The organism is Maribacter sp. UH1, assembly GCF_056839145.1.
Genome location: NZ_CM166387.1, coordinates 2,740,027 through 2,765,667, shown reverse-complemented (window position 1 = coordinate 2,765,667; position 25,641 = coordinate 2,740,027). Strand labels below are relative to the sequence as shown.

General features: G+C 35.8%; 21 protein-coding genes. 1 reads left to right on the top strand and 20 read right to left on the bottom strand.

Annotated features, from left to right (window positions below; all coding sequences use genetic code 11):
- Positions 1-80: 80 nt before the first annotated feature.
- The 11 genes from UH1x_RS11950 to cyoE form a co-directional block, all read right to left on the bottom strand.
- Entirely contained in the window at positions 81-1,196 is a 1,116-nt protein-coding gene (locus UH1x_RS11950) for an efflux RND transporter periplasmic adaptor subunit (RefSeq protein WP_482621876.1), read from the bottom strand.
- A 30-nt stretch (positions 1,197-1,226) separates the two neighbouring features.
- Positions 1,227-2,483 (bottom strand): ABC transporter permease, encoded by a 1,257-nt coding sequence (locus UH1x_RS11945; RefSeq protein WP_036151940.1) that lies wholly within the window; start codon positions 2,481-2,483, stop codon positions 1,227-1,229.
- Positions 2,484-2,520: 37 nt separating this feature from the next.
- Complete coding sequence (locus UH1x_RS11940) at positions 2,521-3,768, bottom strand: ABC transporter permease (RefSeq protein ID WP_405410583.1); 1,248 nt, start codon at positions 3,766-3,768, stop codon at positions 2,521-2,523.
- 115 nt (positions 3,769-3,883) lie between these two features.
- Complete coding sequence (locus UH1x_RS11935; protein ID WP_396632205.1) at positions 3,884-4,102, bottom strand: hypothetical protein; 219 nt, start codon at positions 4,100-4,102, stop codon at positions 3,884-3,886.
- Entirely contained in the window at positions 4,092-4,625 is a 534-nt protein-coding gene (locus UH1x_RS11930) for a DUF420 domain-containing protein (protein ID WP_482621875.1), read from the bottom strand. The genes UH1x_RS11935 and UH1x_RS11930 overlap by 11 nt, the downstream gene beginning before the upstream one ends.
- Positions 4,626-4,629: 4 nt before the next feature.
- Positions 4,630-5,364 (bottom strand): SCO family protein, encoded by a 735-nt coding sequence (locus tag UH1x_RS11925; protein ID WP_482621874.1) that lies wholly within the window; start codon positions 5,362-5,364, stop codon positions 4,630-4,632.
- Between the two features lie 3 nt (positions 5,365-5,367).
- A complete protein-coding gene (locus UH1x_RS11920) occupies positions 5,368-5,991 on the bottom strand; it encodes a hypothetical protein (RefSeq protein WP_482621873.1) in 624 nt (207 codons plus the stop codon).
- Positions 5,992-6,116: 125 nt separating this feature from the next.
- Positions 6,117-6,500: a cytochrome C oxidase subunit IV family protein gene (locus UH1x_RS11915; protein WP_482621872.1), complete on the bottom strand. Its 384-nt coding sequence runs from the start codon at positions 6,498-6,500 to the stop codon at positions 6,117-6,119.
- Positions 6,501-6,553: 53 nt separating this feature from the next.
- Complete coding sequence (locus UH1x_RS11910; RefSeq protein WP_482621871.1) at positions 6,554-7,528, bottom strand: cytochrome c oxidase subunit 3; 975 nt, start codon at positions 7,526-7,528, stop codon at positions 6,554-6,556.
- A gap of 97 nt (positions 7,529-7,625) precedes the next feature.
- Positions 7,626-8,207 (bottom strand): cytochrome c oxidase subunit 3, encoded by a 582-nt coding sequence (locus UH1x_RS11905; protein ID WP_482621870.1) that lies wholly within the window; start codon positions 8,205-8,207, stop codon positions 7,626-7,628.
- A gap of 2 nt (positions 8,208-8,209) precedes the next feature.
- A complete protein-coding gene (cyoE, locus tag UH1x_RS11900) occupies positions 8,210-9,112 on the bottom strand; it encodes a heme o synthase (protein WP_482621869.1) in 903 nt (300 codons plus the stop codon).
- 109 nt (positions 9,113-9,221) lie between these two features.
- On the opposite strand from cyoE, the gene UH1x_RS11895 reads away from it, so the two are divergent.
- On the top strand, positions 9,222-10,091 hold the full coding sequence (locus tag UH1x_RS11895) for an MBL fold metallo-hydrolase (protein ID WP_482621868.1): 870 nt from the start codon (positions 9,222-9,224) through the stop codon (positions 10,089-10,091).
- A gap of 83 nt (positions 10,092-10,174) precedes the next feature.
- On the opposite strand, the gene UH1x_RS11890 is transcribed toward UH1x_RS11895, so the two are convergent.
- The 9 genes from UH1x_RS11890 to ruvB all read right to left on the bottom strand — a co-directional run bounded on the left by UH1x_RS11890 (position 10,175) and on the right by ruvB (position 25,536).
- The gene (locus UH1x_RS11890; protein WP_036151915.1) at positions 10,175-10,879 is read right to left on the bottom strand and encodes an energy transducer TonB; all 705 of its coding nucleotides are present in this window, start codon (positions 10,877-10,879) and stop codon (positions 10,175-10,177) included.
- Positions 10,880-10,941: 62 nt separating this feature from the next.
- Positions 10,942-11,289, bottom strand: coding sequence for a VanZ family protein (locus tag UH1x_RS11885; protein ID WP_482621867.1), 348 nt, complete (start codon positions 11,287-11,289; stop codon positions 10,942-10,944).
- 37 nt (positions 11,290-11,326) lie between these two features.
- Positions 11,327-11,707, bottom strand: a complete 381-nt coding sequence (gene gcvH / locus UH1x_RS11880; protein WP_036151913.1) for a glycine cleavage system protein GcvH — start codon at positions 11,705-11,707, stop codon at positions 11,327-11,329.
- Positions 11,708-11,840: 133 nt separating this feature from the next.
- The gene (sov, locus tag UH1x_RS11875; protein WP_482621866.1) at positions 11,841-19,025 is read right to left on the bottom strand and encodes a T9SS outer membrane translocon Sov/SprA; all 7,185 of its coding nucleotides are present in this window, start codon (positions 19,023-19,025) and stop codon (positions 11,841-11,843) included.
- A gap of 5 nt (positions 19,026-19,030) precedes the next feature.
- Entirely contained in the window at positions 19,031-19,612 is a 582-nt protein-coding gene (gene ruvA / locus UH1x_RS11870) for a Holliday junction branch migration protein RuvA (protein ID WP_036151909.1), read from the bottom strand.
- A 74-nt stretch (positions 19,613-19,686) separates the two neighbouring features.
- Positions 19,687-21,981: an NADP-dependent malic enzyme gene (locus UH1x_RS11865; RefSeq protein ID WP_482621865.1), complete on the bottom strand. Its 2,295-nt coding sequence runs from the start codon at positions 21,979-21,981 to the stop codon at positions 19,687-19,689.
- Between the two features lie 121 nt (positions 21,982-22,102).
- A complete protein-coding gene (locus tag UH1x_RS11860) occupies positions 22,103-23,422 on the bottom strand; it encodes an MFS transporter (protein ID WP_482621864.1) in 1,320 nt (439 codons plus the stop codon).
- 168 nt (positions 23,423-23,590) lie between these two features.
- Positions 23,591-24,511: a tRNA epoxyqueuosine(34) reductase QueG gene (gene queG / locus UH1x_RS11855; RefSeq protein ID WP_482626507.1), complete on the bottom strand. Its 921-nt coding sequence runs from the start codon at positions 24,509-24,511 to the stop codon at positions 23,591-23,593.
- 2 nt (positions 24,512-24,513) lie between these two features.
- Positions 24,514-25,536, bottom strand: a complete 1,023-nt coding sequence (ruvB, locus tag UH1x_RS11850) for a Holliday junction branch migration DNA helicase RuvB (RefSeq protein WP_036151894.1) — start codon at positions 25,534-25,536, stop codon at positions 24,514-24,516.
- Positions 25,537-25,641 lie beyond the last annotated feature (105 nt).

Sequence of the window (25,641 nt, the reverse complement as noted above, 5' to 3'; positions counted from 1 at the left end):
TTGAACAATTTTACACTGTCTATTCATTAGACTATGTTGTGTAATATTTGTTACATCAATTGAATTATTTTTTTTGAATTTTAGTTTTCAGCGAGCTCATCTGGCACTACCTCGTTCCAAACCTTTATTTTTTCTCCTTCTTCTATACCAGAATTGATCTGTACATGAATACCATCACTAATACCCAACTCAATATCTCTTCTTTCAAATTCTTGATCGCCCGTAGCGATTTCCACGAAAGGTTTTTTTGTTTTATCATCAAACTGAACCAAAGCTTCTTTTACTGCTAAAACGCTATCAGCACGCGCTAAAATAATAGAGGCATTAGCACTTAAGCCTGCTCTAATGAATACGGAATCTTGTTTTTTAAGTGTACCTTTTATTTCGAATTGAATAGCGCCATTCTCTTCATTTCCTTTCGGAGCTATATAATCCAATACGGCATCGAATACTTTATCTTCTATGGCACCAACGGTAATTTCTAACGGAAGGTTCTCCTTAATTTTCCCCACCTCAGATTCATCTACCTTACCTTCAAAAATCATTTTGTCCACATCTGCAATAGCTGCTATGGTAGTACCTTCATTAAAGTTATTACTTTCAATTACTTGGTTACCTACTTCTACAGGCACTTCTAGTACCATACCACTAACAGTTGCCCTTATTTGTGTATTTGCAGCATTCCCAAAACCAGAAGTTGTACCCGTTTTTACAATGTCATACCTTTTATTGGCGGCTGCGTAAGATTGCTTAGACTGGTCATAACTCAACTGAGCACGCTCTAAGTCTACCTTAGAAATCACCCCTTTGGCAAACAATCCTTTTTGACGATCAAGGTTTCTTAATTGATCATCTAAATTGATTTTAGCTTCATTGATATTGTTTCTAGCATCGTTCAATGAACTTAAATTTGGCACTACTTTAATGGTACATAATAAATCGCCAGATTTTACATAATCGCCACCCTCAACGAAAATCTTCTCTATTACACCTGATATATTCGGCTTAATAAGCACTTCTTCTAACGGAAGAATACTACCCGTAGCCATTGTCTTTTTTATTATGGTCTGCTTAGAAGGTTCTTCTGTTTGATACACTACGGGATCTTCTGCATTTTTAGAATACAAATAGAACATAGAGCCACCAAAGGCTAGTACGATAATTAGCAGGATTACAATTGTTGTTGACTTTTTCATTTTTTGATTGGTTATATTTTGATGATAATTTTATTCTGTTCTCAAAGCTTCAATTGGCCTTATTTTAATAGCACTTTGTGCAGGTATGAAACCGGCTAATAATCCGGAAAATATTAAAATGACCAGTGCACTGACCACCACACCTAAACTTACACTTGGGTTCACAAACATATCTACCGGACCTACGGAATCAAGAACCGCATTAACGCCATATATAAATGCAGCACCGAAAACGATACCGATCATACCAGATATGATCGTTAGGAAAATAGACTCCATTAAAATTTGTTTTTTAATAGACCAAGGAGCTTCGCCCAGAGCCCTACGAATCCCAATTTCTTTGGTTCGTTCTTTAATTACAATGAGCATAATATTACTTACCCCAATAATTCCGGATAATAGAACCAATACCCCTACAAAGTAAGCTACCCAGCGTAATGCGCCGAACAAACTTTCTACTCTATTGAACTGTTCATACAAGTCAAAATACCCGACGGCACGTTTATCATCTGGGTGAATTTTTCTTTTCTCTTTGACCACACCTACTATCTTCTCTTTCAAATTAGATATGGAACTACCGTCATGAGCGGTAATAGCCATCCACCCAACATCATTGCCCATATTAAAAGCTTGCGAGAATGCCGTGAAAGGAACATAAATTTCTTTCTGACCTTCTTCACCACCGCCATCATCTTTCTTTTGATAGGTACCCACTACCATGAAATTGACTCCTTGAATTTTAATATACGTCCCCAATACTGTTTCACCTTGGTCATAAAGTTCATTTCTTACACCAACACCAATGACGGCCACCTTCCGTTTATCTTGAATATCGTTGTGGTTCACAAACCTACCAGATGTTATGGTCATAGGTTCTTGCCTTATTATTTCAGGATAGTCACCATAGACATTGAATGCACCTGTTTTCAAACCTCGCACTACATTATTACCACTGCCAAAACCGCCTAATTGGTTACGGGGAGAAATAAACCTTAAGTTGGGAACATTATCATTTATAGCCTGTACATCTTCAATTTTAAAACTAAAGCGTCTTCCTTTTGGCAGTCCTTTATATGACATGGTGGTATTACGAGACCACATGAACATTGTATTGGTAGCTATATCGCCAAAATCGGCACGAATACCATTTTCTAATCCTTTGCCTGCAGCAAGTAGTATAATCAAAATGAATATACCCCAACCCACGCCAAAAGAAGTAGCCAATGTTCTAAACACATTGCTAGACAATACCTCTAAGATCTCTTTCCACCGGTCTCTATTGAACATGGTTACATCTTAATTATTTAAACTTTTCATTTTTGAACTACTCATCTCTCAATGCTTCTATAACATGAATTTTAGCTGCTCTCCATGCAGGGAAAAATCCCGCTATCGCTCCTGCAAAAATTAGTACAAATACAGTGGTTAAGGCAACATTGAAGTTCACTGAGGGATTTAGTACATAATCTACCTCTATATGCGGCCCCACAATTTCCAAGAGACCCATGCTTAAAATAAGCCCCGTAAAACCTGCAATTGCAGTAATAAAAATTGCTTCGTGCAAAATCATCCCAACAATTGACCATGGCTTGGCACCAAGAGCTTTTCGAATTCCAATTTCTCTTGTACGCTCTTTAACTACAATCAACATGATATTACTAACACCTACAATACCAGCGATGATAGTACACACACCTACAAACCAAAAGAAGAATTTAATACCACCCATTAATGCATAAAAGCGCTTAGCCTCTTCCATAGGGTTATATACTTGTATTGCGCTTGTATCTTCTGGAGCGACGGTATGTGCTTTTTGTAAATACGATTTTAATTCGTTTTTAAATTTGATGGATTGTGCAACGGCAGTTTCGAAATCATCTACCGGAGGCAAAGTATAGGAAAGGTTATTTAAACGATCTGCTCCATTAAAGACCTGTTGCGCGGTACTTACAGGAATATAAATACGGTCTTCTTCTCGTTCACCCCCAATATCACCGTATACCCCAACAATTTTAAACGGGATACCTGAAAGGTCTAAAAACGCTCCTATAGGGCTTTCTAATTCTGAAAATACTTCTCGATTAATCTTATTACTGATGATGGCAACTTTAGCCTTAGAAACTCCATCTTGTTGATTAAGGAATCTACCTAAGGTCATATACTCATTTTCGATAAATTGAAATTGATCAGAAACACCCTGTACATTATAAGCTAAAGACTCGCTACCATAGTTTACAAAAACATCTCTTACAAATAACCTTGGCGATTTATTCTCAATTTGGTCATCAAACAAAGCACCTGCCATGTCATAGTTCTCGTTTCGGAACTGTATCGGTCTACCAGGGTTCATACCCTTATAACCAATAGTGGTTACTCCTGGCCAGACCCAAACACTTGTAGCAGCATCTTGTTCAAATTCTTTGGCTATACCATTTTGCATGCCTTGACCAAAACCCAATAAAATAACTAGAATGAATATTCCTGAAGCAACGGAAAGTCCTGTGAGAAAAGTGCGTAACTTATTCTTGCGAATAGTATCGAAAATTTCTTGCCAACGTTCTAAGTCGAACATAAGATGGATTGATTAGTTTGATTGATTGATGAGCGTGATACAACTATCACACAATCATAAGACTAACCAAATGGAAGATTGTTACACTTTTTGTGTAAAAAAATATAAAAAAGGCTTAAGACCTCATTTTTCTGTAGATAAAATAGAAAAGACCAGCCACTAAAACATACGGTACAGCCATTAGATAAACAATACCGTTATTTATACCTTCAGCTGCTTTACCAGAAGATTCACTTTCTAAAACCGCTCTACACATAGCACATTGCGCCTCGGCATCTATAGGAATCAACAAAAGCGTTACCACTACCAATAAGAAGATTTGTTTAGTACGCATAGTAAGGAGATATCATTAAATAAACTACTACACCGGTAACAGCAACATACAACCAAACCGGAAATGTATATTTTGCCAATGCCCTGTGCTCTTCAAATTTTTTTAAATATGCCTTGGCATATGTTCTTAAAACCAATGGTATTAAAGCAATAGACAGTACAATGTGGGTAATCAATATAAAATAATACACATATTTAATTGCACCTTCGCCACCATAACTGGTAGAATCAGATGTCATATGATATGCTATATACATAACTAAAAACAATAAAGACAATACAATATTGATAGTCATTAAATTTTTATGCAAATTTTCATTTCCATTTTTAATAGCCCATACTGCAACCAACAATAAAACAGCAGTTAGTCCATTAATAGTAGCATAGATAGGAGGCAAAAAAGAAAGCGGTTCAACATTAGGCAATTTGACACCGAAAAGAATAGCTACCACTATTGGTATAACTACTGAAACAATCGCTATTAACCTATTAAACTTTTTCTCGTTCTCAACGCTCCCCTGCATATTCTTATTCTTCTAACAATTTTTGGATATCAACTTTAAGAATACCGATTTCTTCGGTTTCGCCTTGATCGTTAACTCCTCTTTCTTCTAAAATAGCACCTCTATAGTAAACTATAGGGTTACCAAACTCATCTATTCGTGATCTTAAAAACCCGTCTTTATCTACTAAAGCAAAGAGACCCGAGTGCTCAAAGCCTCCTGGAACATCAGGCATTTCGGCAGCAAAAATATTAAATCCAGAGTTTGCCAATTGATAAATACCATCATGATCACCCGTCATTAGATTCCAATTTGCACCATTAATACCATACTTCTCCACATAAGCTCTTAAAACCTGTGGTGTATCAAAATCCGGAGTAATGCTAAAAGACGCTACAGCAAAGTCGTTAGCATCCTTAAAATGATCTTGAACATCTACTAGGTTAGTTGTCATTACAGGGCAAATACTTGGGCATCTAGTAAAAAAGAAATCTACCACATACACTTTACCCAGATAATCTTTATCTGAAACTAGAACACTGTCTTGATTTATAAATTCAAAAGAAGGCACTCTACGTCTTTTACCATCTAACAAGATATAACCTAACTTTTCTTCACTAGTATCTTTATTATCTGAATTTAGACGGTCATTTTCAACGACAGAACCAGAAGATAATCTATCAACTATTCTTGGTATTACAATAATTCCAAAAATCAGAACAATTAACGAAACCCAAACGTATGTATATTTTTTATTCATTACTTATCGTTCTGCATTATTCTTCTTTAAGGCAAGACGGTATTCCGCCAAAATGATTTTCACATCATCTACCATCTTATTATTCAAATCTGAAACCAATGTAGAATTGAAACCGTATTTGGTGCCATCATCTTCATCATCAGACCTACCTCTTAAAGTTAAATCCTTGTCAATAATAAATACATACGGAGTACTGTTTTTGGCATCCAATTCAATATCCGTCTTAAGGCTATTAAAAAGATTCTTGATTTCTTCATCACTGGCGTATACAAATTTCCATTTGTCATTATCAGCTAAAGTTGCCAACTCTTTTTTTAGCGCATCAACTTCATCATTAGTATCATCAGCTACCACCATTACAAATTGAAAGTCCGTAAACTCGTAAAAGCGCTTGTATATTTTTTGATTCAAGTTAAAGGCATTTCCCTTTCTACCTTCTACATCAGAACCCAAAAAGCCCAATACTGTAATTTTATCTTTAAATTGGGTTTGATCGGAGAAATGAAGTTCCTCTACATTTTTAGTTAGCTGAGATAATTTACCAAAATTGGTAACCCCAGAAGCAAAGAATAAATAGGCCACTATTGGTAGCACAAACAAGACAACAAGAACAAAAGTCTTTTTCATAAATAAGGAAGACCGTTTATTGAAACCTCTTAAGAAGTTTCAACAGTTATAGTCGTTAAATTACAAACTATACAAAAATAAAAAAGACGGCTATAAAACCGTCTTTTAATACTGTTAATTATAACTTAGAAGTTCCAGCTTACAAAGCCATCTTTATATACATTATAGATATAATCAGCTTCTACTAGAAGTATAAATGTCAAATAAATAACCAAGAATATTGGTGTCCAAACTATAGCTCTTCTCAATGCAGACTTCTCATCACGCAAGTGCATAAAGTCCCATGCAATATAATATGCTTTAACTAAGGTCAAAATAATGAAGATCCAGTTAATCAACTTCATTCCCAATACATAAGTATCAGTCAAAGATGCTGGCTTAATAATACCCAATACTACTTCAACAGCAGTAATTAAGGTTAAAAAAGCTAATACTCCCCAGATTTTCTGTGTGTTAGATTTGAACTTTACAAGTCCTCTAAAAATTTCTAATTTATGTCCGTCTGCCATTTTACTTTAATCTAAAATTCTTTATACAGTAATGCTGTTTATTTCTATAAGGATTATACTAGGTAGAAGAATGTAAATACGAATACCCAAACTAAATCTACAAAGTGCCAGTATAAACCAACTTTCTCTACCATTTCATAATGCCCTCTTTTCTCGTAAGTACCTAGAATAACATTAAAGAAAATGATAATGTTTATTACAACACCTGAGAATACGTGGAAACCGTGAAAACCTGTGATAAAGAAAAAGAAGTCAGCAAAAAGTCTACTTCCATATTCATTATGAATCAAATTAGCACCTTCTACAACTTGCGTTGCTTCTGCCAATTTAGCTAATGAAGCTTTTCTATCTAGTAGTGTCTTTTCCCCTTCTTCATTAATTACTTCCGTTCTAATCAAAATATTAGAATCAGCTTTAAAACCTGCAACCACTTCTTCTAAAGAAACGCTGGTCAACGCCGGTTCTTGGAAAAACCAAATTCCGTTTTTTCTTTCATGCACAATTCTATCTCCAGGTATAGAAGCAGCGAAATCAGATAACGATGCTCTTTCACCAGTATCAGCTTTTACAAATTGTAGAATTCTACCACCTTTAGTTTCTAAAGCACCAAAGTCACCTTTAATAAAGGTACCCCATTCCCATGCTTGAGAACCTACGAATATTATACCACCGATTACCGTAGCGAACATATACCATGTCACTGCGTTCTTTTTCATTTTATGACCGGCGTCTACTGCCAATACCATTGTAACAGATGACATAATAAGAATAAAGGTCATAAAGGCAACATATATCATGGGATAATTACCATGAAATAAAGGAACGTGTGTAAACACCTCGTCCGCTATTGGCCATGTTTCAATAAATTTAAATCTTGAAAAGCCGTATGCTGCTAAAAATCCAGAGAAAGTTAACGCATCCGATACAAGGAAAAACCACATCATCATTTTTCCATAGCTTGCTCCTAAAGGCTGATTGCCACCACCCCATACGCTTGTTTCCGTTCCCGTAGTCACCGTAGAATTCATATACTATTTATCGTTTTAATAAAACTTTAGCAAATTTACATTTTTTTGAACTATTTAAAAACGCAATTTGACCCAAAACTAACTTTGATTCGTTTTTTTATTTTACAAAGAACATAAATAACACCAAATAGACCCATAATAAATCTAAGAAATGCCAAAATGTTGCCCCTAAGGTAACACCTAAATAGTTCTCTTTACTATATTTTCCTTTGTTTTGATTGTACAAGACCACCAATAAAGAAATCATACCTGCCACAACGTGCACCACATGCACCATTGCTATTAAAAAAATGTATGATACTTTAATGCTACTTGTAGGTCCAGTAAAGTAATACCCTTCTGCAACCATCTGAGAAAAACCAGAAAATTGTAGAAAGATAAATAGAACTCCTAAACCTAACGTAATCCATAACCATTTAGTACTGCTAGCATTTTCTCCATCTTTTATAGCATTTTTTGCCAGCATATAACTAATACTACTTATAATGATGACAATGGTACTATACAGAAAAGAATCTGGCAACGCTACATCACTAGACCAATCTTCTCTAGAACTACTTACAATATAAGCACTTGTCCACCCTGCAAAACCCATTAACAAACTAATGATCCCAAACCATAGCATCATCTTTTTGGCTCTAGCATTTTTCTCTACCTCCGTTCCTTGTGTTAAATCCATAATTAAGCTAAAAATTTATCTATTACATATACTATTTGCATCAGTGTTATGTAACTAACACTTGCCAACATTAATTTTCTTGCGGAAACATTATCTCTCTTTCTATACAACTGAAAAGCGAATCCTAACATTACCGCTCCCATTAAAAAGATAATTACGGCTGATACAACAGATAATTGCAATCTACCCGTAATTCCAAATACCGGAATAATAGAAACTGCCATCATCCAAATGGTATACATTATTATTTGTAGCACTGTTGCCGCATCTTTCTTTCCTGTTGGTAGCATTTTAAACCCACCACTTCTATAATCATCATCCAACATCCACCCTAATGCCCAAAAATGTGGAAACTGCCAGAAAAACTGAATCATAAATAAAGTACCCGGTTCTATTCCAAAATCATCTGTAGCGGCTACCCAACCCAGCATAAAGGGGATTGCTCCAGGTATTGCGCCTACAAATACAGCAAGCGGCGTAATTGTTTTTAAAGGAGTATAAACACTGGTATATAGAAATATGGAAATTGCCCCAAACATTGCCGTTTTAGGGTTTAAAAGATACAAAGACAATACACCAAGCAATGTTAACACAATAGCAAGGCTCATAGCTGTATTTACCGTCATACGACCGGCAGGAATAGGCCTATTCTTAGTACGCTTCATTAAAACGTCCAAATCTTTCTCAATAACTTGATTGTAAGCATTACTGGCACCCACCATACAATAACCCCCAAATGCCAATAATAACACTTGCACCCATTGTATCTCGTACGCACCAAGAAAGTAACCTGCAATAGAAGAAAAAACGACACTAACAGCTAATCTAGCTTTGGTAATCTCCTTAAAATCGGCAAAAAGCAATGCAAAAGCACTTTCTTTTTCCGAACCAACTGCCATTTTCATATTTTTTAATAGGTCTGCAAAGATAACGCCCCTACTATATTTCTGCAACCTTAAACCTTTATTTCTAGTATATTTGAAAGCTAACGAGTTAACACTTTAACACTTAAAAATGAAACATTTAAACTTACTTATTTTACTATTTCTAATTCACTCCATTTGCCGGAGCCAGGAGAAAGAAGTTATTATCAAGGTTGACACGCTAACTAGTGAAGTATATATGCTTACTGGACAAGGAGGAAATATTGGTCTATATGTCAATGCAACCAATTCTTTTATGATAGATGATCAATTTGCACGCTTAAGCCCAAAAATTAAACTGGCTGTATCTAGTATTACGGACAAACCGTTAAAGTATTTAATAAATACACACATGCATGGCGATCACACTGGTGGTAATGCAGAATTCAATTCCGAATCGACCATCCTAATAGCTCAAAATAATGTTAGAACGAGTCTTGAGAAAAAGCTAGAAGAGAAACCTGAATTGGGTAAAGATATTTTACCCGAAATTACTTTTTCAGAAGAATTACAATTGTTTGAAAACGATGAAACCATAATGGCTTTTCATGTACACAATGCCCATACAGATAGCGATGCCATGATTTATTTTATGAAAAACAATGTACTACACATGGGTGATACCTATTTTTCTGAGCGTTATCCTTATATGGACTTAAAGAATGGCGGTAGTGTTGAAGGTTATATATCCGCTATAGAAAAAGCGATAATGGTCATTGATGACAATACTATAATTATACCAGGCCACGGAAGACCTTCTAACAAACAAAAACTTATTGATTACCTTGATATGATAGAAACTATTAAAGAGAATATTCTTAAAGCTATAGGATCTGGAGACACTCTAGAACAAGTAGAAAAAAATTCATCTATCTCTTCTAAATACGATGATGACTTTGGAACTGGATTTATAAGTCCGGAACGAATGAGAACTATTTTCTATACCAGTTTAAAAAAATAGATTTTTTAGAAAAAGTAAACGTAAAAAAAAATCCCGAGCAATTAGCTCGGGATTTTTTTTATGATTAAAACAGTAAATAAATACTATTGTAATTTAAAGTTAATTGGAATACTAAAAGGAACACGTACTGCTCTACCTCTTTGCTTACCAGGAGTCATTTTCGGTAATTTACCGATAATTCTCGCAGCTTCTTTTTCTAGGTTTTTATCTGGACCACGCATTCTAACGTTACCGATACTACCATCTTTCTGAATTACGAACATTACACTAACCCTACCTTGAACACCCATTTCTTGAGCAATTTCCGGGTAACGGAAGTTTTTACCAATATGCTTTTGAATCATTTTGTTGAAACAAGCTCTTTTATCGCTTTCATTTTCACAACCTGGGAAAACAGGCACATCTTCAATAACTGCGAAAGGTACATCAACGTCTTCTTCGATTTCATCAACAACAACATCTTCAACCTCAACGATTTCTTCTTCTTGACTAGTTTCAGTAGACTCGATTACAGTTTCCTCAACCTCTTCTTCATCTTCTACAACTTCAATAATTTCCGGTGCAGCTGGTGGCGGTGGCGGTGGTGGAGTCTTGATCTGTTCTGTCATTGGAACTTCTTCATCTAAAAGATCATCCACATTCATAGAAATATCATAATCATTCACCTCATCATACGTTTTCCACTCAAATGCTACATAAGTAAATAGCATTACTGCAAACAAACCGATAACGAAATAAAGACTGCTGTTCTTTGTTAAATCCGCTTTTGGATTCTTTTTAGGTTCCATATATTTTCAATTTAGTGATTGCTAATTTAACTAATTAATCCATAAATATGCAACTAAAATTTTCATTTTAACGAGGGCACCCGAAAAAACAGAAATCTTACGGCTAACATTCCTACAATAGCTCCAGTAGAATTTGCAAGTGCATCTAGCGGATCTCCGTGTCTATCAGCAGTAGCTACATGCTGTATTACTTCAATAATTATGCCGTACAGCACAGCGAATAAAACAATGTACCACAATAACTTAGACTTGCCTATAACTTGTTCTTTACTTTTAGGTATTGCCAAATAACCCAACACCACCATAACGGAATAGAACGTAAAATGAACGGCCTTATCCATATGCGGAATATTGAACCTTGAGGTACCAATTCCTGAAAAAGAAAATAAGCTGGAAAATGTTACAAACATCATCCAGCTTATGAAAAGTACTTTATAAATAGTGTTTTTAACCACCTATTATCTCTTTATATGCAGCATCGCTCAACAAATCTTCCAATTGGCTAGCATCGCTAAACTTAATTTTCACCATCCAACCATCACCGTAAGGATCAGAATTTACTTTTTCCGGCTCATCTTCTAACGCTTCGTTGAATTCTACAATTTCACCAGATAAAGGAGAAAATAAATCAGAAACAGTTTTTACAGCTTCAACCGTACCAAAGATTGCTTCGCGATCTAAAGTCTCATCAAGAGTGTCTACTTCAACATAAACAATATCACCTAATTCACCTTGAGCGAAATCTGTAATACCTACAATGGCAACATCACCTTCTATCTTTACCCACTCGTGATCTTTCGTATATTTTAATTCAGCTGGTATATTCATTATAATCGTTTATTATTTTTTTACTTCGGCAAATGTAAAGTTTTCAACTTAGGTTATCAAAATAATTACAAATGTTATGATTTGATCAAAAGTGCAGCTAATTCTTAAGCTTAACCTTTATTATACCGCCCTATTAATTACCAAAATTGTAACGAATTGTAAATCCGGTGTTAATGGTTGTTTGCGGAAAAGCGGTTGAGACAGCAAATTGAGAGAACGAATGATCGTAAAAGAACAATGCATTTAAGTTCTTACTTAAGGCATAATCTGCCGTAAATTTCAATGACATTAGATTTTGACCTGAGGTTATTTGATTATTATTGATATCTAAATTTCTAATAATAGTAATGTTATCACGTAAAGTTAAATCAGCTTTTAAATTTAAATCGCCCTTTAACCTTGTTTTGTTTCCACCTATATTGGTTACAAATTTCACATCTTTAAAACGATATCCTAAACCAACCGTATATTCCTTACCATTGATCTCGGTCATTAAATCATTATCGAAACTTAATGACAATGCTCTATCTGTTCTTACTTCTGCCAATACACTAACAGAATTTTTCATTTCAAAATCTACTCGAATTAACGGGTTAAATTGATCTGTAAGTACCACATTATTTAAAATCAAATCTGGCAATATATCAAGGTTTTCTGCATTAATAGCATCTTGGCCATCGCTAATTAACTGTACCTTCTCTAAATTCGTTTGGTACGAGTTTATACTATATGATGCACGATACCCATGACTCAAAGAAAAACGCTTAAATTTCTTTTTAAACCATTTGCTCTTCATAAGCCCTGTATATTTAATACTCCAATTTGGTATTGGAATATCTCTAAACGTATCTAAGTTTACACGTTCAGCATCTTGTCCCGTATATGCAGCAAAAAACGCCGGCAACAATACATCTTGTTGAGTTTTACCGTATAACTGAGGAAAACCATCTTCATCCAAATCACCTACCGGTTGTGATCTATCAGAAATCAATCTATTCGCTATGGTAATTCTGTTATCCTTAAACTGCTGAAAAGTACTTGAATCAAATTCATCACTCTTTCCAAATGCAGTACCGATCATCATAGTAGAAATACTAAAACTACCATAGTTGTTACCCAACTGAAGGTTATATTCTTGATCTACAACATTAAAATTCTCCTGATAACTATCTGAATATTGCCTGTCTGCCACCAAGTCAATAGTTATATCTTTTGTTGGCTGAGCCGTGGCGGTAATATTCAACTGTTTATTTGTTCTTTGGATGAATTGCTCGTTAAATTCCTGAAAGCCTGTTAACCAACCATTTCTAGCGGCTTCATAACGCACATCTGACTGACTACCAAATAGGAAACCAATAGTTGGTTTGGTAGTACCTACGAAACCAACAGATTGTGTATAACCCGGAAGCACTGTACCATTGTTTTCACTATAGTTGAAATTCACTCGTTTTACCATGGTAACAATATCCACAACGGTATTGAACAAATCACTTGTCTTACCTTTAATCTTTTCTTGATCTTCGGATAATGCACCAGATTTATCTCTTCGTATTGGTCCGGTGGTAGATGCTCTAGGAGCCTCACGTTTTTTAAGTCCGATCAAATCATAGAACTTCTGCATGGTCAAAGACGATGTCAACGTATGCGTATTTGCATTTTGCACCGTGTTAATATATTCTCCTGCTACTTCAAAAAGTGCATCACCTCCCCTTTGCCAATCAAAATTACTAGTATATGAATATTGAGTACTTATAAAGTCTAACGCAGGTATTTTAGAAAAAGGAACTTCATAATTCAGCTGCATTTGTTGAGAATGCCTGTTTGGTTCACCTACATCAAAAAAGCCGTCCCATAAACCTAATTCATTTCTAATCCTATCTATTGATTCTACAGGCTCATCCTCATTTAAATAATTTCTAACAATATTATTATTGGAACCTGTTAAATTTAATCGCAACGATTTTGTCAAATTATAGTTAATCGCATACTGCCAATTAAATAAATAATTACGTTGTTGAAGCTCTGGTAATTCTATTCTGTCTTCACCATCAGTATACACATCTCTAAAACGTTGAGCGTTAAACTGCCTATTAATATTAGATGTAACCCCAATGTTGGAAGGCAACAAATTCAGATTCAAATCTTTTAACCATTGCCAGTACTTACCTGTAAAAAGCGAATCTTTTTTAGCAAACGGAGCAACCTCTACGGGTTCAAAACTATGATTATACACAAAACCAGTATTTACATTTTGCTCCTTTAATTCCGCAATTTCAAAATCTCTATGATCAGTTTCGTTGTAACTATAATTAAATGTAAAGTTCTCTATATCGTAGAAATCGGCATCTGCTTCTTCTCCACGATCTTTACGAACACCAATTAAATTGATGCTAGTACGCTTCGTATAATCTTCAGCTTGCTCCAACACCTCATCCTTACCTTCTTGGGTATCTTCAGCCGCAATTCTATCTTCTAATTTTAAATCATCATATACAGGATCAAACTCCGGAGTAATTAATTGCTCTGAAATTCCGTAATTGAACGGTAATTGAATTCCCCACTTTTTAGGAAGTAATTGCCCAACGTTAACATTGGTAACTACATCATAAGAAACCGCATCTTCACGTGCACGTTCATTTGGCATTTGATCTATTGATCCAAAACCAGAAGTACTCTTACTACCTGTTGCACTAAAATTGGCAAAATCTGCAATATTACCATCTACTGCGGCAATTGCAGCCCAACCGCCATTATTATCCAATCCTGCAAGACGAAGTTCATTGAACCAAACTTCACCTCTTGCCGGTAAGATATCTTGGTTTTTAACACCCACCATCATGGTACGTATACTACCTAAAGACGGATTACCTTTTATACCGATTCGGATTCTACCAGGAGTACGAACATCAAACTCACCAACAGGAATCACTTCGTCATTTTCAATTTCAAAGAAACGAACATCAGTTAGATCACCATCTGCTATCCATTGCGATTTCACCTTCGTTAAATCACTAAGCAAAATATTCATCTCATTATTCTCTGGCCATATTTCATCATCTGCAACTGCAGTAAAAGGTGTGAACTCTAACGGCAATTCTATTTGATAGTAATTTTGAGTAAAATCTGTACCCATACGCAAGAAACCAACTAAAGGTGTAGAGGTATCAGCATAGTCACTATCTATAATTTTTTCGGCATGTATGAACATTTTCAATTTCTCATATTGACGAATATCAACATTCAAATTTTTGAATACCCCTCTAGAATCTTCAGACTCTAGATTAGATACCGTCAACGAAAGTGATTGCTCGTTCTGCCTAATAATAGTATTGTTATTGTTTAACTGCTCTCTAACAACACCAGGAGGCAACACATATGGTATTGGTGTTCTACTACTATTTTCTTCTATATTAACAGTATTTACATCTAAGGTAGTACCATCATCAGAAGGATCACTGTCAATATTTGTGTCTTGTAAAGTATTTGTATACGTACGCCAATCTCCTCTAACTAAATCCAAAGTTGCAAAACGTAATATAGTAGGGCTATTGAAACCTGTCATATACATACGCATAAAACTAATAGATCTAAAATCTGTAATACCACCAATAGCATCTGTAAAGTCGCTTAATGGAATTTTATATTGAATCCAGCGGTAGTTAACATCATCACCATTCGGTATTCTAACATCACCAGTTGCGGTGCCTTCAATAATATCGGTTACATATTCATCATTAATAGTAGTATTCGGCTTTATAGCAATACGGTACTCATAGTAACTATTTACCGTATTCATGGTTAAATCCCTATCTACATCTTCTACATCCGGTAATGTTGTAGAACCCCTATCCGTATTCGTTACCGTTACAGGCGAATTCCCTTGCGGGTTATTAAAATCTAAATACCTATCTAAAATACTACCATCTCTATTTAAATAATATCCGTAATTATCTAATGCCGGGTCATCACCACCGTTATTAGTATACACATCCGCTTCACGTACATCATCTAAACCGTCAAAACCAATATCCTGTAAACCTCTGTTATTTTCATCTGCATCAAAAGCATACACCAAAGATTGTGTTGCCGGTACTTCACCCCAAGAGGTAGGCGAAACAAAATCATTACTATCAACCCCCGGTAATCCGTTTTCATATTGCTTTTTACCGTCACGCAGAATATCTTCAGAAATATTACCTAGGTTAAGCACTAATTCACCCGCTCCATTTGCAATACCGTCAACATAAGGGTCCATTACCCAAAATTGAACGAATTCAACGTTACTCTGTTCAAAATCCGTACTGCTCAAAGAACGCATCATACCACCCCACTTTTCAGTTGGAGCTTCAGTGTCAAAATCCGGATTATTGTTATATGGTCCTTTAGTATTTGGATAGTACACCATATCTAAAGTAGACTGTACTTGGGTTTGACCTTGGGCAACATCTGTCTCTGGAAAAACCTCATCAATATACACTCTACGAGTAGCATTGGTAGAAATATCATCATCGCTGATCTCATCTGGTCTTTGCGTAGTAAAGAAAATTGGATCAATAGTATACCAAGATAACTTTGCCCTACCATAACCGTTTAACAGGTTATTTGCATCTTCTGGAGAACTACCAAAAGGTTGGTCCCCGTTACCATATTCCAAAGGCATACTCGCAAGAGACCATCCAAGGGATGCTCTAATATCTATTAACGCCTGCGCTCCTTCAAAATCATCTAAGTAAGTAGTAGTCTCTCCTTCAAAATCAGCATTTTTGGGTGAACTGGGAATTAATGCCGCCATTTCTGCTCTTACCGAAATATTAGAAGGTACATCTGTATCAATATTTGGTAACTTATTCACCATACGTGTCAAGAAAGGCACCTCTGTAGAAAAGTTAGTATTTAAACCGAAAATAGTATTATTAACAGACTCTACACCATATGTAGATTTTTGGGTCAAAGGTCTTTCGTTCATATTTAACAATGTACCGCCCAAAACAAATTTTTCATTGAATTGATGCTCTACATTCACCCCTGTAAAACGACGTGTTTGTTGACCGAATACCGCATTATTCTCTACCGATATATTGATAGGCACATTTGAAGCCTCTAAACTAGGATCTAAAATTTGTACCGTACCAGACTGATAATTTACCGTATAATCTATACCCTCTTGTAATGTTCTACCATTAGCCGTTACCGTTACAGAACCTTGGGGTACATTAAATGCTCCTATAGAAATACCGTTACTACCCTCTGATTTGTACGAACCTTTTAATAAGAACTTATTTTTTTCTGGATCTTGTAGGGCTGCCGTTTTTGTTAAAGCATACATATCTCTAAATACATACTGCTCTTGGTTGGCATTATACCCAGAAGTAACATCATATTGACCGCTGTTACCATTTTGTAGTTTCTCGTACAAAGACTCCCCAAAAGGTTCTACTGTGGTAAAGATGATACGACCATTCTGGACATCTATGGTTTGCCCACTAATGAAATCAAAGAAACCATCACCACCGGGTTGAATATCATTATACACATTTAACCTATCTAGATTAAAAACATTTAAAAGAATAGTCTCTTCTAATCCTTCTGGCCAACCAGAACCGGGACCTTCTTCTATTGGTGTAATATAATTTCTTGCCGTAGGATCAGAATATAAAATATTCATCTTAAAATCTTCTTGACTTAAGCTATAGGCACCAGTAGCGTAGATATTCTTCATCATTAAATCCCATATAGGATCAGTGATATTGGTAATATTACTTTTAAGAAGTTTAAGTATTAGAGTATTGTTTTCTATAACGGTACTAACATCTTGAGTAACCGTAGTTGCCTCTATACCACCATTTGCAAATTCACCTACTTGGTATACTTGGCCTTGAAATGTATATTGGTAAGCAACACCTAAAACCTCGTCATTACTTAAACGTTGGTTTAAAGATATATACCCTAATTGCGTATTGAAATCGAAATCTCTACCCTGTTCCAATTTTCTTGCATTCTCTAAATACGCATAATCAAAACCTTGGTTAGGAGAATATCCACCGGTAAAACTACCAGCATTAAAACCACTCTCTACGGTTGCAATTTCTCTAATATTATCATTTAAAGCACCACTATTAGTAAGTATTAAAGCCGGGTCATAATCATTTGCGTTGTTTCTAGGTCTTAAATCTGCAGGACCATTAAAGAAACCACTACCGCTACCATTATTTTGACCTACTCTAGTCTTTGTAATATCTGATTCTCCTAAATCTTGAATAGCCACTACATTACGCACATTTAATGTCTGCTGCGTTCTGTTCGTAATCCAAACCTCTATACGCGTAATCTGAACTTGACTTTGTATATAAGGATAAGAAGAAAGTGCTTCATCGTAATTATCTCTAAAGTATTGCGCTAAGAAAAAGTGTCTGTTTTCATCATAGTCCAAAGCCGTTAGAGAGAAATCATTTAATGTACCACCACCTTGTGCTACTACCGTATTATTTTGCGAACGTTGCTCAGAAAAAACCGCGGTAACCGAAGTTTTACCAAATTGTAACTTCGTTTTTACACCAAATAAACTCTGTGCACCAGAAATTAAAGAACTATTAAGTGGCATATTTACGTTACCAACTTCTATAGACTGAATTATGTCATCTTCTGTTGGTGTGTAATCTAACTTAACAATGTTCTGAAAATCGAATGTTGCTTCTGTATCGTAATTTGCGGTCACTTGTAAACGCTCACCAATTTGACCCAACATACTTAGACTTATACGTTGATCAAAATCGAAAGAAAGGTTTGTTCTGTTTCTTGGCGATAAAGAAGGGTTATCATTTTTCTGCCAGATAACACCCAAATCCATTGCCACAGATCCTTGTGGAATAATCTCAATAGTATTACCACCAAAAATGGTAGAAAAGAAATCATTATTTACATAAAAATTAGGAAGTAAGTTTTTACGAGCTTCTTCACTACCTTCTTTTTTACCTGAGTAAGCATCGGATTTTTCCTTGAAGTAAGATTTAATTCCTTCTTCCCTAATCAATTTAAAATATTGATCTGGTGTAAGAATTATAGGATAACCAATATTAAAATCACCCACACTCTCATTATAGATATAACGATCAAGTTCAGGGTCATAAATATATTTTGACACGATACTTTCTGGATTCTCAATTAGAATTCTACCCAGATCATATCCTGTCTTTACCGAATCAATTTCCTGTTCTTCTGTTTCTTGCGCCATAACAGTCGTTATAGAAGCTAAAAACATAAAGAATGCAAAGATGCCCTTAAAAGAAATTTTAAGAAATTTAGTTACCCCGTTTTTCAAACTTATTACAAATTTTTGAGCGCGAGTTTTATTATATCCTCGACACTTAGCGAAGCATCTTGACCAAGCACTTTATCGACAACCCTCTCTGATTGTTTACGTGCGAAGCCCAGAACTTCTAAAGCAGATAACGCTTCATCTTTATTTGTATTGTTTGTACTTAGTGAAAGTTCGTCTATATCGTAAACTTTTAAGACCTTATCTCTAAGATCCAAAATTACGCGTTGTGCGGTTTTCGCCCCTATACCTTTTACAGCTTGTATTGATGCAACATCACCGTTAGCAATAGCATCTCTAACTTGAGACGGAGACATAGAAGAAAGCATGGTTCTTGCTATACTTGATCCTATGCCCGAAACGGACAATAATAATCGGAATATCTCACGCTCTGATTTTTCAACAAACCCGAACAGTGTGTGAGAATCTTCTTTCACCTGAAGGTGCGTAAAAACAGAGATATTTTCTTGCTCCGGCAACTTAGAAAAAGTATTTAAAGAAATATTTACAAAATAGCCAACACCACCACATTCGATAATAACATGAGTTGGGTTCTTCTCTACTAGTTTTCCTCTTAAGTGATGTATCATGATTTTTCTAAAATTAAAAAGGGAAAGAAGTATGTCTACCAATTTCCCTATTTGAGTTATTCTTTAATTATAATTTATTTTGAACCTTTCGCTTTCTTGCGTTTTTCACGCTCTTGAGCATCAATTACAGCAACTGCAGCCATATTTACTATTTCATCAACACTAGCTCCTAATTGCATAATATGAACGGCTTTTCTTAAACCTACCATGATTGGACCGATAGAATCTGCACTATTCAATTCTTTCAACAACTTATAGGTAATGTTTGCGGATTCTAAATTAGGAAATATTAAGGTGTTCACCTTTCTACCAGCTAGCTTAGAAAAAGGAAACTTACTCTCGTGAAGCTCTCTGTTTAAAGCAAAATCTGTTTGTATTTCACCGTCAACCACCAAATCTGGCTTTGTTTCATGAAGAATTTGAACTGCCTCTCTAACCTTTTTCGCGTTAGGATGTGTTGAAGAACCAAAGTTTGCATAACTCAGCATTGCCAACACGGGATTGAATCCGAAATTTGAAGCAACATTTGCGGTCATTTGTGCTATATCTGCCAGTTCTTCGGCATTTGGTTCTATATTGATTGAAGTATCGGCCAAAAATAACGGCCCTCTATCCGTAATCATAATGTTCACCGTAGCCACTTTCTTAACCTGACTTGCTCTACCAACAACTTCTAAAATTGGTTTTACAACCGTAGGGTATGCCCTTGAGTAACCAGAAATCATACCATCCGCATCACCCTCCATCACCATCATGGAACCGAAATAATTACGCTCGCGCATTTTTATTTTCGCACTGTAAAAAGTCACCCCGCTTCTCTTACGGCTTTCCCAGTATTTAGTAGCATAACGAACATGGCGCTCGTCAAACTCCTCTGACATAGGATCAATAATAGCAAGATCAGCATCAAACTCCAACTCTTTCTTTAATTCAAGAATAATATCTTTTCTACCTAAAAGAATAGGAATTGCTATACCCTCTTCATGCACTATCTGCGCCGCTTTTAAAACATCTAAATGATCAGCTTCTGCAAATACAATTTTCTTGGCATTGCTACGAGCCCTACCATGAAGTTGACGAACAACTTTATTATCATTCCCAGAACGAAGCATTAACTCCTCTCTATATTTATCCCAATCGTCTATAGGAGCTTTGGCAACACCACTTTCCATAGCAGCTTTAGCTACAGCAGGTGGTATTTCATATATTAATCGTTGATCAAAAGGTTTTGGAATAATATACTCCTTACCAAATGTTAGTCTAGTTTCACCATAAGCAATATTCACTTGCTCAGGTACCGGTTGTCTTGTTAAATCTGCCAAAGCTTTTACTGCAGCCATTTTCATAGCTTCATTAATCGCCGTAGCCCTCACATCTAATGCACCTCTAAATATAAATGGAAAACCAAGTACATTATTCACTTGGTTAGGATGATCTGATCTTCCTGTTGCCATTATAACATCCTTACGTGTAGCAACTGCCAAATCATAAGCAATCTCTGGATCTGGATTTGCCATGGCAAACACTATAGGGTTCTCTGCCATAGATTCCAACATCGCCGGACTTACAACATTCGCTATGGAAAGACCTACAAATACATCGGCATCTACCATAGCTTCATCTAGGGTATCTATTTTTCTATCGGTTGCAAATTCCTTCTTTGCTGGAGATAAATTATCGGCATCTTTTCTAATAACACCTTTACTGTCAAGCATTACTATATTTTCTGCTTTGGCACCAAATGCCTTGTACAATTTAGTACACGAAACAGCGGCAGCACCTGCACCACTAATAACGATGCGTACATCTTCCATTTTCTTTTTAGAAAGCTCTAAGGCATTCAATAAAGCAGCAGCAGAAATAATAGCCGTACCGTGTTGGTCATCATGCATTACAGGAATATCCAATTCCTCTTTTAATCTACGTTCAATCTCAAAAGCTTCAGGCGCTTTGATATCCTCTAGGTTAATTCCACCAAAAGTTGGAGCAATCATTTTAACGGTCTCAATGAACTTATCTACATCTTCAGTATCCACTTCAATATCAATACCATCAATATCCGCAAAAATCTTAAAAAGAAGACCTTTACCTTCCATTACCGGTTTTGAAGCCTCAGGACCAATATTTCCTAAACCCAAAACAGCGGTACCGTTAGATATAATGGCTACTAAATTACCTTTAGAAGTATATTTATAGGCGTTGTCCTTATCCTTTGCTATTTCTAAACATGGCTCTGCAACACCGGGCGAGTACGCCAGAGCAAGATCACGTTGTGTACTATATGGTTTAGTAGGAACTATTTTTATCTTACCAGGTTGTGGTTTTGCATGATAAATAAGTGCCTCTCTTCTTAGCTTTTCATTGCTCATACTCTTCTATTTTAAAAAAAACAAATTTAAAGGTATTCTGTAAGAAAGCGTTAAGCAGACCTGTATTTATATGAACAAAATAAATAGTTCTGTTATGATAGACCTAAAGTAAAATTTCAAATTACAAATTAGCTGCCTTTTCTTTACTAGACACATTAAGTCGCAATGCCAAAAACCCCGATATTGCAAAGAATGCACCTGCAAACAACATGGCATTAATCGCATTATTTCCAAGTAAATATTTATAAATAGGTCCAAAAGTAAGCGTCTCTATTCCCATAGGAATTACAATCATCATATTTAAAATACCCATATAAACACCACGTCTTTCTTGCGGAACCACTTTTGACACCATGGTATAAGGAATACCCATCATTGCCGCCCAACCAATACCGAACAATACCATTGGAGCCAGCACCATAATAGGATCTGTGATATACGGAATCGCAAATAAAGAAATAGCAGTACCGAACAAGCTTAATGCATATATTTTTTTACCACCATATTTTAATGTAAGCGGCACCAAAGCCAAAGCAACGACCATGGTTACTATATTATAGGTCAAACTCATTTGTGCAGATTGTGAAGCTGCTTCTCCTGTAGTGTAACCCATTGTCAATTTAAATAATGGCGTTGTATACTGCCAGTAAATAAATAAAGCATACCATTGAAACAAATACACTGCACCAACTCTCCACATAAATTTGGGCATTTTCTTTATAGATTCTCCAATTTCTCTAAAAGGCAAAGCAATTCGTTCGGTCAACGGTTTAGCTTTTGCATGATTAATTGCAGTCAACTCTTCTGATGAAGGCGGAATTTCGGGAGTTTTTAAAACTGAATAAAGGATAGTGGTGATAGAAAGAATTGCACCAATATAAAAGGAGTAGTACAACCAAGTAGGTATCGTTCCCGCAACTTCCACAGATTCACCTCCAAATAAATATTGGAATAGTACAATAGATCCATTAGCCAAGAGAATACCTGCACCCACAAACAAACTTTGCATTTGGTACCCCAAACTCAATTGTTTCTCAGGGAGTTTATCGCCAACAAATGCTCTATAAGGCTCCATTGCCATATTGTTACCCACATCTAAAATCCAAAGTAAACCAACCGCAAACCATAAAACGGGACTCGTTGGAAAAGCGAATAAACATAAACTACCCAAAATTGCCCCAATCAAGAAATAAGGCTTTCTTCTACCCCAACGTTCAGACCAAGTTTTATCTGACATTGCTCCAATAATAGGTTGCACAATTAACCCTGTTACCGGACCCGCAATATTTAAAATGGGCAGCATATCTTCTGGTGCACCTAAGTATAAGAAAATAGGATTAATAGCCGTTTGCTGCAACCCAAAACTATACTGGATTCCTAAAAATCCAACATTCATATTAAATATCTGCCAAAAACTAAGACTCGGTTTTTTGATTTTCATCTAAAAAAAATGTTATTGATTCGGTGGTAAATTTTATTACATTCTTACAAAAATCATGTGTTTTATTAGAAAAACATAATTTTACATGACTAGCAATATAATATAATTAAGTCTCCTCTATGTCATCAGCAAAGAAAAAAGCTAACGAAAACGTTTGAAAATAAAATATTATTTCAAAAAATTGATGTTTCTGGTGAGTCCACCATACTTTGTTCGCTTCAATGCAGATTTTTGAAACACCTTTCTAAACACATCCTCGGTGATTTCTTCCCAATCTTTTTTGGTCATACTCAGCAATTCTGGATTAGGATTGAACAAAGGTTCATTATGAGGTTTGGAAAATCGGTTCCACGGACAAACATCTTGACAAACATCGCAGCCGAACATCCAATCATCAAATGAGCCCTTCATTTCGTTAGGGAGTTCATTTTTTAATTCTATAGTAAAATAAGAGATACATTTACTACCATCAACTACATAAGGATCTACAATGGCTTGTGTTGGGCAGGCATCTATACAAGCAGTACAAGTACCGCAATGATCTGTCACCGCATGATCGTATTCCAATTCTAAATCAACAATCAACTCTGCTATAAAATAGAACGAACCAACCTTTTGTGTAAGCAGATTACTATGCTTACCTATCCACCCTAACCCACTTTTTGCTGCCCAAGCTTTATCAAGTACCGGAGCAGAATCTACAAAAGCTCGCCCATTAACTTCACCTATTTCTTCAGATATGAATTCCTGTAGCTGCCTAAGTTTTGTTTTTATCACATGATGGTAATCGTGGCCATATGCGTATTTAGAAATCTTATAAGAATCTTCTCGCTGGGTTTCTTCCGGATAGTAATTTAAAAGAAGGGAAATAACGGATTTTGAACCTTCAACCAATTTTCTTGGATCTAATCTTTTATCGAAATAATTAGCCATATAGCTCATTTCGCCGTTCATATTATTATTGAGCCACTGCTCTAATCTAGGAGCTTCCTCTTCTAGAAAATCAGCTTTGGATACACCGCATGATAAAAAACCGAGGCGTTTGGCTTCGGTTTTAATACTATTTGTCCATTTATGTTTTATATCGATACTCAAAACAAACCAGGTTGAATTCCTCCTTTTATTCTTCCAAGGTGTTTATACGCCAATTCGGTTACTTCACGACCACGAGGAGTTCTCATAATAAAACCTTGTTGAATTAAAAACGGCTCATACACCTCTTCTATCGTTTCTGCACTCTCAGAAACCGCAGTTGCCAAAGTGGTAATACCAACAGGACCGCCTTTGAATTTATCAATTATAGTTGTTAGTATTTTGTTATCCATTTCATCAAGACCATGGGCATCTACATTCAATGCCTTTAAGCTAAACTTTGAAATTTCCATATCAATAGAGCCATTCCCTTTAATCTCCGCAAAATCACGCACCCTTCTAAGTAAGGCATTACAGATTCTAGGTGTACCTCTGCTTCTACCGGCAATTTCTATAGCGGCATCTTGAGAAATAGGTACGCGCAAAATTTCTGCACTACGCTCTACAATAGTAGAAAGTAGTTCTGTAGAATAATATTGCAATCTACTTTGAATACCAAAACGCGCACGCATAGGCGCAGTCAATAATCCAGACCGTGTGGTTGCACCAATTAATGTAAACGGATTTAAATTTATCTGTACAGACCTGGCATTTGGTCCAGATTCCAACATAATATCTATTTTATAATCCTCCATTGCAGAGTACAAATACTCTTCCACAATAGGGCTTAATCTATGAATCTCATCAATAAACAACACATCACGCTCATCTAAATTAGTCAATAACCCTGCTAAATCTCCTGGTTTATCCAATACAGGACCAGATGTTATTTTAATTGACACCCCCAATTCATTCGCTAAAATATTAGCCAAAGTAGTTTTACCCAAACCCGGAGGACCATGAAACAAGGTATGATCCAATGCTTCTCCTCTTCTATTTGCGGCTTCCACAAAAACCTTAAGGTTTTCAAGCACCTGATCTTGACCGGCAAAATCGTCAAAATTTACAGGTCTTAATGCTCTTTCAATATCAAGTTCCTCATTAGAGAAACCATCAGCAGATGGGTCTAAATACTCGTTCATACACTAACAAAGATAGACAAACACCAGATAACTTTTAACTTAAACCCATAGCTAATTCAATTTATCAAAATACCCAAATGACCGTTAAATACCTGTAAGAAATCT

Coding starts and splice junctions, on each gene's coding strand:
- UH1x_RS11930 (WP_482621875.1), bottom strand. CDS start 4,625: ATGCAGGGGAGCGTTGAGAACGAGAAAAAGTTTAATAGGTTAATAGCG.
- UH1x_RS11940 (WP_405410583.1), bottom strand. CDS start 3,768: ATGTTCGACTTAGAACGTTGGCAAGAAATTTTCGATACTATTCGCAAG.
- UH1x_RS11915 (WP_482621872.1), bottom strand. CDS start 6,500: ATGGCAGACGGACATAAATTAGAAATTTTTAGAGGACTTGTAAAGTTC.
- UH1x_RS11935 (WP_396632205.1), bottom strand. CDS start 4,102: ATGCGTACTAAACAAATCTTCTTATTGGTAGTGGTAACGCTTTTGTTG.
- UH1x_RS11925 (WP_482621874.1), bottom strand. CDS start 5,364: ATGAATAAAAAATATACATACGTTTGGGTTTCGTTAATTGTTCTGATT.
- UH1x_RS11905 (WP_482621870.1), bottom strand. CDS start 8,207: ATGGATTTAACACAAGGAACGGAGGTAGAGAAAAATGCTAGAGCCAAA.
- cyoE (WP_482621869.1), bottom strand. CDS start 9,112: ATGAAAATGGCAGTTGGTTCGGAAAAAGAAAGTGCTTTTGCATTGCTT.
- UH1x_RS11895 (WP_482621868.1), top strand. CDS start 9,222: ATGAAACATTTAAACTTACTTATTTTACTATTTCTAATTCACTCCATT.
- ruvB (WP_036151894.1), bottom strand. CDS start 25,536: ATGAACGAGTATTTAGACCCATCTGCTGATGGTTTCTCTAATGAGGAA.
- UH1x_RS11910 (WP_482621871.1), bottom strand. CDS start 7,528: ATGAATTCTACGGTGACTACGGGAACGGAAACAAGCGTATGGGGTGGT.
- UH1x_RS11885 (WP_482621867.1), bottom strand. CDS start 11,289: ATGTTTGTAACATTTTCCAGCTTATTTTCTTTTTCAGGAATTGGTACC.
- UH1x_RS11890 (WP_036151915.1), bottom strand. CDS start 10,879: ATGGAACCTAAAAAGAATCCAAAAGCGGATTTAACAAAGAACAGCAGT.
- UH1x_RS11860 (WP_482621864.1), bottom strand. CDS start 23,422: ATGAAAATCAAAAAACCGAGTCTTAGTTTTTGGCAGATATTTAATATG.
- UH1x_RS11920 (WP_482621873.1), bottom strand. CDS start 5,991: ATGAAAAAGACTTTTGTTCTTGTTGTCTTGTTTGTGCTACCAATAGTG.
- ruvA (WP_036151909.1), bottom strand. CDS start 19,612: ATGATACATCACTTAAGAGGAAAACTAGTAGAGAAGAACCCAACTCAT.
- gcvH (WP_036151913.1), bottom strand. CDS start 11,707: ATGAATATACCAGCTGAATTAAAATATACGAAAGATCACGAGTGGGTA.
- UH1x_RS11865 (WP_482621865.1), bottom strand. CDS start 21,981: ATGAGCAATGAAAAGCTAAGAAGAGAGGCACTTATTTATCATGCAAAA.
- UH1x_RS11945 (WP_036151940.1), bottom strand. CDS start 2,483: ATGTTCAATAGAGACCGGTGGAAAGAGATCTTAGAGGTATTGTCTAGC.
- UH1x_RS11950 (WP_482621876.1), bottom strand. CDS start 1,196: ATGAAAAAGTCAACAACAATTGTAATCCTGCTAATTATCGTACTAGCC.